Below are 11,093 nucleotides of genomic sequence, written 5' to 3' on the forward strand. Positions count from 1 at the left end.
CGCTCGCTCATGCCGGCACTCCGCTTCGCTCCGCGCCGCCCTGAGGCACCAACGCACTGCGCTGATGATTCACTCGCTGACGCTCGCTCATGCCGTCATCCTCTCGCTCGGGACGGGGACCGGCGCGGGTCAGCGCACCGGGCGGGGCGTGGCGGGGTGGTTACCGGCGTTGACCAGCTCGGCCACTGCCTCCCGGGGGCTCTTCTGGGTGACCAGGCCCTCGCCGACCAGCACCGCGTCGGCGCCGGCCGAGGCGTACCGGATGAGGTCGTGCGGGCCGCGTACGCCGGACTCGGCGATCTTGACGATGTTGCTCGGCAGGCCGGGCGCGATCCGCTCGAACACCGACCGGTCGACCTCCAGGGTACGCAGGTCGCGGGCGTTGACCCCGATCACCTGCGCGCCGGCCTCCAGGGCCCGGTCGGCCTCCTCCTCGTCGTGCACCTCGACCAGCGCGGTCATGCCCAACGACTCGATCCGCTCCAGCAGGCCGACCAGCACGTTCTGCTCCAGCGCGGCGACGATCAGCAGCACCAGGTCGGCGCCGTGGGCGCGGGCCTCGTGTACCTGGTAGCTGGAGACCACGAAGTCCTTGCGCAGCACCGGGATGTTCACCGCGGCCCGTACGGCGGCGAGGTCGTCCAGCGAACCGCCGAACCAGCGCCCCTCGGTGAGCACGCTGATCGCGCGGGCGCCACCGGCGGCGTAGTCGCCGGCCAGGTCCGCCGGGTCGGCGATCTCGGCCAGCTTCCCCTTGGACGGCGAGGAGCGCTTCACCTCGGCGATGACCGCGACGCCGGGCCGACGCAGGGCCGCGTACGCGTCCAGCGGCGGCGGAGCGGCGGCGGCCAGTTCGCGGATCCGCTCCAGCGGAACCTGCTCCTGCCGCCGGGCCACGTCCTCCCGGACGCCGGCCAGGATCTCGTCGAGCACGCTGACGGGCGCCGACGGACCGGCCTCGTCCCCCTCCGCGTGCGCATGCTCAGCAGTCACCAACGGACTCCCCTCTCCGGGTGTCATGGGCCGATGCTAGGGGGCCCTACCTGGCACCGACCGCCGGGGGTATGGCGCTCCTCACGAAATGGACTGCGGCATAATGGCCGACTTGCGCGAACGCGGTGTGACTCTGCGTCACCATGTCATCGACGGTCACTGATATGGACGCTCATCCCGACGCGTCCGGTCGACAACGTCTCGACCGGCGTCGATGCTGTGAGCAAGCTCAAGGACGAAGGTCCCTATGCCTGCTCAGGCACCCTGCCGCAGAGTTGACGGTGCGGTCATCACCACGAAACGTGAGCCGAGCAGCATCTTCCTCGGGCAGACTCGATGGCGCGCCTGCCCCACCACCACGACGATCTCTCCCCGGGGTGATCATGAATTCCTCCGCGCCGCACCAGAGCATCGGCCTCACCACCATCTCCCGCACCGTCGCGTCGCTCGCCGTCGGGGTCGTCCAGACGCTGGAGCGCGCCGTGGTCGGGCCGGCCCGGATGCGGACCGCGCAGGGCAACGCCTGGGAGGCCATCTGCGCCGACCGCGCCCGGGCCGACCAACGGGCCGCGCTGGATCGAATCGTGGCGGAACTCGCCGCCGCGGGCAGCCGCGACCGCCAGCCGGTCAACTGACCGTCGGGTCCTCGCCCCGGTCCAACGCGTCCCACGCATCCACCGTGCCAGCCCCCTGGATCGGGCCAGCCGCCTCGACCGGCTGCCGTGACCGGCGCTCGTAGCGGGCACCCATCGCCGGCCAACGCCTCCCGCGCACCGCGGTGAGCAGCCCACCGGCCGCCGCGATCAGGCCGCCGACCAGCGTGAGCGCCGGCCACTGCCGGCTCACCTGGTCACCGATCTCCGCCACCAGCCCGTAGCCCCCGCCGCCGGCCAGGGCCAGGCCGAGCAGCGCCAACAGCCCGCCGAGCACCCGGCGAAGCCAGCCACTGGTGGCCAACACCGCACCGCCACCGGCCAGCCCCACCAGGGCGAGCGCCGGCAGCCACGGCAGCAGTCGCGCGCCGGTCCGCTCCTCGTCGAGAGCCGACGCGGCGGCGGCGTCGACCACCCAGGTGCGGGTCGCCGCCCACAGCGCCAGGCCCGCGCCGGCCAGGCAGAGCAGCGCGGCGTACGCCAACTCCCGCCGACCGCCCGCGGGCCGACCGCCCCCCTCGGGCCCTACCGCCTCACTCATCGGCTCCGCCCTTCGTTCGCGACTGCGGTACTCCGCTGCGCTACGTTCCTCGCGCTCACCGAGCTGGCCGGAGGGTCTCGGCGGCGGCGATCGCGGCGAGCACCGCAGCGGCCTTGTTCCGGGTCTCCTGGTCCTCCGCGGCCGGGTCGGAGTCGGCCACCACCCCGGCGCCGGCCTGCACGTAGGCCCGGCCGGCGCGGATCAGCGCGGTCCGGATCGCGATCGCCATGTCCAGGTCGCCGCCGAAGCCGAAGTAACCGACCGTGCCGCCGTAGAGGCCCCGGCGGACCGGCTCCAGCTCCTCGATGATCTCCATGGCCCGAACCTTCGGTGCCCCGGAGAGGGTGCCCGCCGGGAACGTCGCGGCGAGCGCGTCGAAGGCGGTGCGGTCGGCGCGCAGCGTGCCGACCACCGTCGAGACGATGTGCATGACGTGGCTGTACCGCTCGATGGTGGCGAACTCCGGCACCTCGACGGTGCCCGGCCGGCAGACCCGGCCGAGGTCGTTGCGGCCCAGGTCGACCAGCATCACGTGCTCGGCGCGTTCCTTGGGGTCGGCGAGCAGTTCGGCGGCAAGCCGGGCGTCGGCCTCCGGCGTCGCGCCACGCGGGCGGGTGCCGGCGATCGGGTGCAGCAGCGCCCGCCGCTCGCCGTCGACCTCGCCGGTCACCTTCAGGTGCGCCTCCGGCGACGAACCGACGATGTCGAAGTCGTCGAAGCGCAGCAGATACATGTAGGGGCTGGGGTTGGTGGTCCGCAGCACCCGGTAGACGTCCAACGGGTCGGCGTCGGTGTCGCGTTCGAACCGCTGGGCGAGCACGATCTGGAAGCACTCGCCGGCGCGGATCGCCTCCTTCGCCGCCTCGACCGCCTTCGGGTAGCCACCGTCGGGGGTACGGCTGCGTACCTCACCGGCCGGCGGGCGGCGGACCGTGGCGACCATCGGCGGGATGGGCCGCGACAGCGCCGTGGTCATCGCGTCCAGCCGGCCCACCGCGTGGTGGTACGCGGCGGCGACCATCGCGTCCCGGCCCGGCTCGCCCAGCGGCGGCAGGATCGCGTTGGCGACCAGGATCGCCGAACCGTCGAAGTGGTCCAGCACCACCAGGTCGGTGGCGAGCATCATGCCCAGCTCGGGCAGGTGCAGGTCGTCCTCGGTGAGCGCGGGCAGCCGCTCGAAGCGGCGGACCAGGTCGTAGCCGAGGTAGCCGACCATGCCCCCGGTCAGCGGTGGCATCCCGCCGTCCGGGTCGGCGGGCGGGCCGGCCAGCGCCGCCACCGTCTCGCGCAACACCTGGACCGGGTCGCCGGTGGTCGGCAGTCCGGCCGGCGGGGTACCGAGCCAGGCCGCCGAGCCGTCCCGCTCGACCAGCGTGGCGCTGCTGCGCACCCCGACGAAGGAGTACCGGGCCCAGGCCAGCCCCGAGGAGCCGACGCCCTGCTCGGCGGACTCCAGCAGGAAGGTGCCGGGACCACCGGCGAGCTTGCGGTATACCCCGACCGGGGTCTCCGCGTCGGCGAGCAACCGCCGGGTGACCGGCACCACCCGCCAGCGCGCGGCCAGTTCGGTGAAGGTGGCCGCGTCCGGGCTGACCTTGCCGTCGGTCATGACGAGACCTCGCCGGAGGTGAGGGGAAGTTCGGTGAAGAAGCAGGTGCGCTGCCCGGTGTGGCAGGCGGCGCCGACCTGGTCGACGCTGACCAGCACGGCGTCCCCGTCGCAGTCGAGCGCCACCGAGCGGACGTACTGGTGGTGGCCGGAGGTGGCGCCCTTGACCCAGTACTCGCGGCGGCTGCGTGACCAGTAGGTGGCCCGGCCGGTGGTCAGGGTGCGGTGCAGGGCCTCGTCGTCCATCCAGGCCACCATCAGCACCTCGCCGCTGTCGTGCTGGCGGACCACGGCAGCCACCAGGCCGTCGGGGGTACGCCGCAGCCGGGCGGCGATCGCCGGGTCGAGCTGCGACGGCCGGTCCGGGCCGCCGGGCGGCTCCGGCTGGTCGAGGTGGGCGCCGGTCACCGGCGCGTCAGGTACGGGCACAGTGACCCATTGTCCCGTACGCGGCGCGGGTACCTGAGCGGACTCCCGGCTGGCGGACGGCACCACGCCGGCGGGCCGGCCCAACTGGGCCACGTAGCGGTCCAGACGGCCGTCGAGCAGGGCGTCGGCGAGATCCGAACCGGCCGCGTCGGCCACCTCGGCGACGTACGGGCGGATCAGCGGCAGGGTGCCGGACACCAGGCGGGCCGCCGACGCCCACAGCTCGCCGGTCGACCCGGGCCGCAGCCCGAGGCAGCGCAGCATGTCCTCCCGGTAGCCGACCGGCGCCACCGGCAGGTCGAGCGCGGCGGCGAACGCCGAGCGGCGGGACACCACGCGGACCGAGGGGTTCGCCGGCCGCAGCACCGACGGGCAGAGCCGGGCGAGGTCGGCGGCGGCCAGCCGGGCGCCGAGCGGGTCGTCGGCGTCCCGGGCGGCGGCCACCTTGCCGAGGGTGGCGATCAGCTCCTCCAGCCGCGGCTCGTCCGCCGGCTGGCAGAGCACCGGCAGGTCGATCCGGTTCCGCCAGCGCGGATCCGCCCAGAGCAGGCGGGCCGGGGCCGTCACCGGCAGGCCGAACGCCCAGTCGGCCGGCTCACCCAGCCGGCTCACCCAGGACCGTACGTCCCGGTGGGCGACCGAGACGTGGGTCAGCCGGCCGGAGTGCTCCGCGAAGTACGCCCGGCGGGCCGCGTACGGGGCACCGCCGACCAGTACGTCGACGTCGACGTCGCTGTGTGCGGTCGCGGCCCGGCGGGCGTGGCTACCGCGCAGCAGGATGCCCACCACGGGCCGATCGGCGGTCGCCCGCAGCCGCGCGGCCCAGTCGTCGAAAAACCCACTGTCCGGTGACGGAGCGTGATCCACTAAGCCATCGTGCCGCAGGTCCGATCAGGGTGCAATGACCGATGACGGACCCGGTGTCCGGTCTGAAGTGCGACGCCCGTGCTACGGGGTTGTCACCCCGGAGCCCGTTTCGTCGGGCCGCACCGCGCTGCCACCTTGCTTCGCCGCCGATATTTCATCTACCGTTGATTTCAACACTCGATGAGTTTTCGGAGGTACGCGATGGACGACGCGATCGCCGTCCGGGGCCTGGTGGTGAACCGGGGCGGGCGGCGAGTGCTGGACGGGATCGACGCCGCGGTGCCGCGCGGCTCGGTCACCGGGCTGCTCGGGCCGAGCGGCAGTGGCAAGACCACGCTGATGCGCGCGGTCGTCGGGGTGCAGGTGATCGCCGCCGGCACGGTGACCGTGCTGGGCCTGCCGGCCGGAGCGGCGCAGCTGCGCCACCGGATCGGCTACCTGACCCAGGCGCCGAGCGTCTACGCCGACCTCACGGTCCGGGAGAACGCCCACTACTTCGCCGCGCTGCACGGCCGCGGCCGGGCCGAGGCCGATCGGGCGGTGGCCGACGTCGGGCTGGCGGACGCGGCACACCAGCTGGTGGGCACTCTCTCCGGCGGGCAACGCAGCCGGGCGTCGCTGGCCTGCGCCCTGGTCGGCGAGCCGGAACTGGTCGTGCTCGACGAGCCGACGGTCGGCCAGGATCCGGTGCTGCGGGCCGATCTCTGGGCCCAGTTCCACGAGCTGGCCGCGGCCGGGACCACCCTGCTGGTGTCGAGCCACGTGATGGACGAGGCGGCCCGCTGCGACCGGCTGCTGCTCATCCGCGAGGGGCGGTTGGTCGCCGACGACACCCCGGACGCGATCCGCGCGGCTGCCGGGGTGGACGACCTCGACGAGGCGTTCCTGAGACTGATCAGAGCGGGCGAGTCCGGCCCCACCGGGCGGGAGGCGTCATGAACCCACGGATCCTGGCCGCCACCGTCGGCCGCATCCTGCGCCAACTGCGCCACGACCGGCGGACCGTGGCCCTGCTGGTGGTCGTGCCCACCGTGCTGCTCACCCTGGTCTACTACATGTACAACGACCAGCCCACGCCGCCTGGCCAGCCGTCCGCCTTCGACCAGATCGCGCTGGTGATGCTCGGCTTCTTCCCGTTCGTCATCATGTTCCTGGTGACCAGCATCGCCATGCTCCGCGAGCGGACCACCGGCACGCTGGAACGGCTGCTCACCACCCCGTTGGCCAAGGCCGACCTGCTCTTCGGCTACGGCATCGCCTTCGGGCTGGCCGGCGCGGTGCAGGCCGGCGTCGCCTCGGCCGTGGCGTACTGGGTCTTCGGCCTGACCACGGCCGGCAGCAGCGGGCTGGTGATCATGATCGCCGTACTGAATGCGATCCTCGCCGTCGCGCTCGGGCTGCTCTGCAGCGCTTTCGCCCGCACCGAATTCCAGGCCGTACAGTTCATGCCGGTCGTGGTCGCCCCACAGCTGCTGCTCTGCGGGCTCTTCGTGCCGCGTGACCAGATGGCCGGCTGGTTGCAGGCGATCAGCGACGTGCTGCCGCTGTCGTACGCGGTCGAGGCCCTCCAGGAGGTCGGCGCGCACGCCGAGCCGACCGCGACGATGTGGCGCGACGTGGTCGTCGTGGCGGGCGCGGCGGTGCTGGCGCTGCTGCTCGCCGCGGCCACCCTGCGACGGCGCAGCAGTTGACGGGTCGTCCGTGCCCCGGTGCGCACCGGGGCACGGACGTCCCACGGGAACGAGCGAGGGAGGGCGATGGCGCGGCGGACCGGACGGCGCCCTGGCAACCCGGCAACCCGGGACGCGATCCTCGACGCGGCCCGCGCCGCCTTCGCCCAGCGGGGCTTCGACGGCACCACCATCCGGGCCATCGCCGCCGAGGCGGGCGTGGACCCGGCGCTGGTGCACCACTACTTCGGCAACAAGGACCAGCTCTTCCTGGCCGCCATGCAGGCACCGATCGACCCCCGCGAGCTGCTGCCGAAGGTGCTCGCCGGTGACCGCGACGGCCTCGGCGAGCGGCTGGTGCGGATGTTCGTCGCGGTCTGGGACTCACCGGCCGGCACCGCCGGGGTGGCGCTGCTGCGTTCCGCGGTCAGCAACGAGTGGACCGCCCGACTGCTGCGCGAGTTCCTGACCACCCAGGTGCTGCGCCGGGTCCTCGACCACCTCGAAGTCGACCCGGCGGAAGTGCCGCTGCGCGGGTCACTGGTGGCCAGCCAACTGATCGGGCTGGCTCTGATGCGGCACGTCGTCCGCCTGGAACCGGTCGCCTCGGCCGCCCCGGAGACGCTGGTCGCCATGGTCGGCCCGACCATCCAGCGCTATCTCACCGGCGAACTGCCCGGCTGAGCGGACGGGCGGCCGACGTCCGCTCAGTTGCTGGTCCGGGGGTAGAGCAGCGAATACAGCAGCCGGGCCAGCTCGGCGTGACCGGCCAGGGGCCGGCCGAACGGGAGCCGGGCCCGCTGCCGGGCGCCGGGCCGCCCGAACGAGACGACCATCCCGTACCGGTCGAGCCGCTCCACCCGGGGCGCCTCCTCGGCCGGACCGGCAGCGAGGCCGAGTCGCTGGCGCAGGTAGTCGGCCATCCGGTCGGCGTGGTGGTCGGCGAGATCGGCGAGCAGTACCGCCTCGACCGGGTGCAGCGGATCGGGTTCCGCCTCGGCGTACGCCTCCGGGTCGATCCGGCGGAGGACGCCGGCGCGGTCCCAGCGGGCCTCGGCGACCTCGAACCGGAACAGCCGGAACCGGGTGCCGACGTCGAGCAGATCGCCGGTGGGCTCCACCGCGGCGAAGTCCAGCGCCGCGGCACGGGCCTCGTCGCCGTCCAGCTGCCGCACCCAACCGGAGACCAGCGCCCGGCCGAGCGAGGGCGCTCCGGCGGCGGGCGGCAGGTCGAGCACGTCGAGCACCACGGCGAGGGGACGGTCGTCGCCGGCGGCGCGCAGCGCGCCGGCGAGGTCGCTGACCACGGGCACCAGCAGCAGCACCCGCCCGTCGGTGTCGGTGACGTGGCGGACCTGGTGCAGGCCGGGCCAGCAGGCCAGGTGGACCAGGCCGGCCAGCCGGCCGGCGACGAGGGTCCGGACGATCTCCGCAGGGCTGGGCCGCATGACGCAACCTCCTTTGAGGTTAGCCTTACCTAACTCGAAGAGTAGGGCATCGGCCCAACCGCGTCTACCGGGTCTGCTCCAGCCACGAGGCGTAGAGCAGGCCGTAGACCGAATCCGGGTCGCGGATCAGCTCGTCGTGCGGGCCACGCTGCACGATCCGACCCCGGTCGACCACGATCACCTCGTCCGCGCCCTGCGCGGTGGAGAGCCGGTGCGCGATGGCGAGGGTGGTCCGGCCCCGGGTGACCGCGTCCAGGGTCCGCTGCAGTCGCACCTCGGTCGCCGGGTCGACCGCGCTGGTCGCCTCGTCGAGCACCAGCAGGTCCGGATCGGCCACGTACGCCCGGGCCAGCGCGACAAGTTGCCGCTCCCCCACGCTCAGCGCCTCACCGCGCTCCCCCACCCCGGTGGCCAGCCCGGCCGGCAGCCCGTCCAACCAGTCGGCCAGCCCCAGCTCGGTGAAGGCGGCGGTGAGCTGCTCGTCGGTCAGCTCCGGGCGGCCGAAGCGGACGTTGTCGGCGACCGTGGCGTCGAAGAGGAACCCGTCCTGCGGGACCATCACCACGCGCGAGCGCAGCGAGTCGAAGCGGACGTCGGTCAACGGCACCCCGGACAACAGCACCGCGCCCGCGCTCGGGTCCATCAGCCGGGTGAGCAGCTTGGCGAAGGTGGTCTTGCCGCTGCCGGTCTCACCGACCACCGCCACCCGGCTCTTCGCCGGGATCTCCAGGCTGATGTCGTGCAGCACGGTCGAGCCGCCCGGGTAGGCGAAGCGCACCCCGGCGAAGCGGATGTCCAGCGGGCCGGCCGGCAGCTCGCGCCCCTGCTGGCCCGGGTCGGCCACGTCCGGGGCCACGTCCAGCACGTCGAGTACGCGGCGCCAGCCGGCGATCGCGTTCTGCGCCTCGTTGAGCACCTCGGTGGCAATCTGCACCGGCTGGATGAAGAGCGTGACCAGGAACAGGAACGCGGTGACCTCGCCGATGGTCAGCGTCCGGTCGGCGCCGAGGAACACCCCGAGCACCACCACCCCGGCCAGCGCCAGCCCGGCGGCCAGCTCGCCGACGGAGCTGCCCACGATGCTGATCCGGATCGCCTTCTGCTGGGCCCGCCGCTGGCCGTCGATCGCCTCGTCCAGCCGCCGTGCGGTCCGCCCGGCGATGCCGTACGCCCGGATCACCGGCGCGCCGACCACGCTCTCCCCGACCGCCGCCAGCAACGCGCCGGTGCGCTGCCGGACCACCCCGTACGCCGCGGCGAGCCGGCGCTGGAGCAGCCGGATCACGAAGAGCGCCGGTACGAAGGCGGCGAAGACCACCAGGGTCAGCTGCCAGGAGTACGCCAGCATCACCGCAGTGGTGACCGCCAGCTGCCCGAGGTTGACCAGCAGGATCACCCCGCCCCACTGGAGGAACTGGGTGATCTGGTCGACGTCGCTGGTGACCCGGGAGACCAGCGAGCCGCGCCGCTCAGACTGCTGGTGCAGCATGGACAGGTCGTGCACGTGCCGGAACGCCCGCACCCGTACGCCGGCCAACGCCGTCTCGCTGACCGTGAACAGCCGACGCATCATCAAGTAACCACAGACGGTGGTCACCACCAGCACGGCGGCGGTGACCGCCACCACGGTGAACAGCGCGTCGAAATCGAGCCCGCCGACGATGCCCCGGTCGATGCCCTGCTGCACCGCCACCGGTACGGCCACCCGGCCGACCATGTAGACCAGCGCCAGGCCGAGCGTGCCGGCCAGCCCGACCCGCAGCTCCGGGGAGAGCGCCAGGCCGCGGCGCAGCGTACGCCAGGTCGACTCGACCCGCTCCGCCGACTCCGTCATAGCTCTGCCTCCAGGCCCGAGGCCAGTGGGGTGACCTCGTCGTAGGTACGCTGCCGGTCGTGGTCGACCTCGGCCTGCTCGTAGGCGGTGACCAGGTCGGCGTAACCGGGCACGGTGGCCAGCAGGGTCGAATGGGTGCCCCGGGCCACCACCCGGCCCCGCTCCAGGTAGATCACCTCGTCGGCGAGCGCGATGGTGGCCCGGCGGTACGCCACCACCAGGATCGACGCGCCCGGTCCGCCGTTCCCGGACGAGCGCAGCCCGGCCAGGATGGCGGCCTCCACCCGGGGGTCGACCGCGCTGGTCGCGTCGTCGAGCACCAGCAGACGGGGGCGTCCGGCCAGCGCCCGGGCCAGGGTGAGCCGCTGCCGCTGACCGCCGGAGAGCGAGGTGCCCCGCTCGCCGACCATGGTGTCCAGCCCGTCGGGCAGAGCGGCGACGAACCCGTCGGCCTCGGCCAGCCGCAACGCGGCCCAGACGGCCTCGTCGTCGACGCCCGGCCGGTCCAGCGAAACGTTGGCCCGGACGGTGTCGTCGAAGACGAACGGCACCTGCGCCACCAGCGCGGCGGTGGCCGCCAGCGAGTCCGCGGCCAGCTCGCGCACGTCCATCCCGTCGATGCCCACCGTGCCGGAGCGCGGATCCACCAGCCGGACCGCCAGCGCCGCGACGGTGGACTTGCCGGACCCGGTCGGCCCGACCAGGGCGACGGTCTTCCCGGCCGGGACGGTGAACCCGACCTCGCCGAGCACCTCGGCGCCGGGCAGGTGCGCCTCGGCCGGCTCGTAGGCGAAGTTGACGTCGGTGAAGGTGAGCGTGGCTGGCGCGGCCGCCGCCGGGTCCAGCCGGGTGTCGCCGTACGGCATCTCACCGGTGGCGTCGAGCACCTGGCGGACCCGGTCCCAGCCGGCGACGCTGCGCGGCAGTTCGGCCAGCACCCAGCCGATGGCCCGCACCGGGAAGGCCAGCACGGTGAACAGGAAGGCGACGCTGACCAGCTCGGCGACCGAGATGGCGCCCTCCCGCAGTCGGAACGCGCCGACCACCAGC

The 11,093-nt window shown here is 73.7% G+C and carries 11 protein-coding genes and 1 pseudogene; 4 read left to right on the plus strand and 8 right to left on the minus strand.

All coding sequences use genetic code 11. From position 1 onward, the window contains the following. Positions 1–129 precede the first annotated feature (129 nt). Positions 130–933, minus strand: a complete 804-nt coding sequence (gene trpC / locus AB0M52_RS20385; protein ID WP_363955834.1) for an indole-3-glycerol phosphate synthase TrpC — start codon at positions 931–933, stop codon at positions 130–132. A 443-nt stretch (positions 934–1,376) separates the two neighbouring features. Between trpC and AB0M52_RS20390 the strand changes: the two genes are divergently transcribed. Further along, a complete protein-coding gene (locus AB0M52_RS20390) occupies positions 1,377–1,628 on the plus strand; it encodes a hypothetical protein (RefSeq protein WP_363955810.1) in 252 nt (83 codons plus the stop codon). Here the strand turns inward: AB0M52_RS20390 and AB0M52_RS20395 are convergent. The 4 genes and pseudogenes from AB0M52_RS20395 to AB0M52_RS20410 form a co-directional block, all read right to left on the minus strand. After that, positions 1,621–2,187 carry a Trp biosynthesis-associated membrane protein gene (locus tag AB0M52_RS20395; RefSeq protein WP_363955812.1) on the minus strand — a complete coding sequence of 189 codons (567 nt, stop codon included), beginning with the start codon at positions 2,185–2,187 and terminating at the stop codon, positions 1,621–1,623. The two genes, AB0M52_RS20390 and AB0M52_RS20395, sit on opposite strands and share 8 nt — an antisense overlap. Positions 2,188–2,242: 55 nt before the next feature. Beyond that, positions 2,243–3,796, minus strand: a complete 1,554-nt coding sequence (locus AB0M52_RS20400) for an anthranilate synthase component I (protein WP_363955815.1) — start codon at positions 3,794–3,796, stop codon at positions 2,243–2,245. Beyond that, positions 3,793–4,224, minus strand: a complete 432-nt coding sequence (gene hisI / locus AB0M52_RS20405; protein ID WP_363955837.1) for a phosphoribosyl-AMP cyclohydrolase — start codon at positions 4,222–4,224, stop codon at positions 3,793–3,795. The genes AB0M52_RS20400 and hisI overlap by 4 nt, the downstream gene beginning before the upstream one ends. Before the next feature lie 180 nt (positions 4,225–4,404). After that, positions 4,405–5,091: pseudogene (locus AB0M52_RS20410) on the minus strand (phosphoribosyl-AMP cyclohydrolase); the annotation flags it as partial. A 201-nt stretch (positions 5,092–5,292) separates the two neighbouring features. Between AB0M52_RS20410 and AB0M52_RS20415 the strand changes: the two are divergent. From AB0M52_RS20415 to AB0M52_RS20425, 3 genes are all read left to right on the plus strand, one after another. Beyond that, on the plus strand, positions 5,293–6,030 hold the full coding sequence (locus tag AB0M52_RS20415; protein WP_363955818.1) for an ABC transporter ATP-binding protein: 738 nt from the start codon (positions 5,293–5,295) through the stop codon (positions 6,028–6,030). After that, positions 6,027–6,782 (plus strand): ABC transporter permease, encoded by a 756-nt coding sequence (locus AB0M52_RS20420; RefSeq protein ID WP_363955821.1) that lies wholly within the window; start codon positions 6,027–6,029, stop codon positions 6,780–6,782. The genes AB0M52_RS20415 and AB0M52_RS20420 overlap by 4 nt, the downstream gene beginning before the upstream one ends. Positions 6,783–6,848: 66 nt before the next feature. Continuing rightward, positions 6,849–7,445 carry a TetR family transcriptional regulator gene (locus AB0M52_RS20425; RefSeq protein WP_363955824.1) on the plus strand — a complete coding sequence of 199 codons (597 nt, stop codon included), beginning with the start codon at positions 6,849–6,851 and terminating at the stop codon, positions 7,443–7,445. Between the two features lie 23 nt (positions 7,446–7,468). Here AB0M52_RS20425 and AB0M52_RS20430 read toward each other — a convergent pair whose 3' ends face one another. The 3 genes from AB0M52_RS20430 to AB0M52_RS20440 form a co-directional block, all read right to left on the minus strand. Next, positions 7,469–8,209 (minus strand): DUF2470 domain-containing protein, encoded by a 741-nt coding sequence (locus AB0M52_RS20430; protein ID WP_363955826.1) that lies wholly within the window; start codon positions 8,207–8,209, stop codon positions 7,469–7,471. 64 nt (positions 8,210–8,273) lie between these two features. After that, on the minus strand, positions 8,274–10,043 hold the full coding sequence (locus tag AB0M52_RS20435) for an ABC transporter ATP-binding protein (RefSeq protein WP_363955829.1): 1,770 nt from the start codon (positions 10,041–10,043) through the stop codon (positions 8,274–8,276). Continuing rightward, the coding region (locus AB0M52_RS20440; RefSeq protein WP_363955831.1) for an ABC transporter ATP-binding protein at positions 10,040–11,093 on the minus strand (1,054 nt) is incomplete at its 5' end. The genes AB0M52_RS20440 and AB0M52_RS20435, both read right to left, overlap by 4 nt.

The organism is Micromonospora sp. NPDC051296 (assembly GCF_040682255.1).
GTDB classification, from domain to species: domain Bacteria; phylum Actinomycetota; class Actinomycetes; order Mycobacteriales; family Micromonosporaceae; genus Micromonospora; species Micromonospora craterilacus.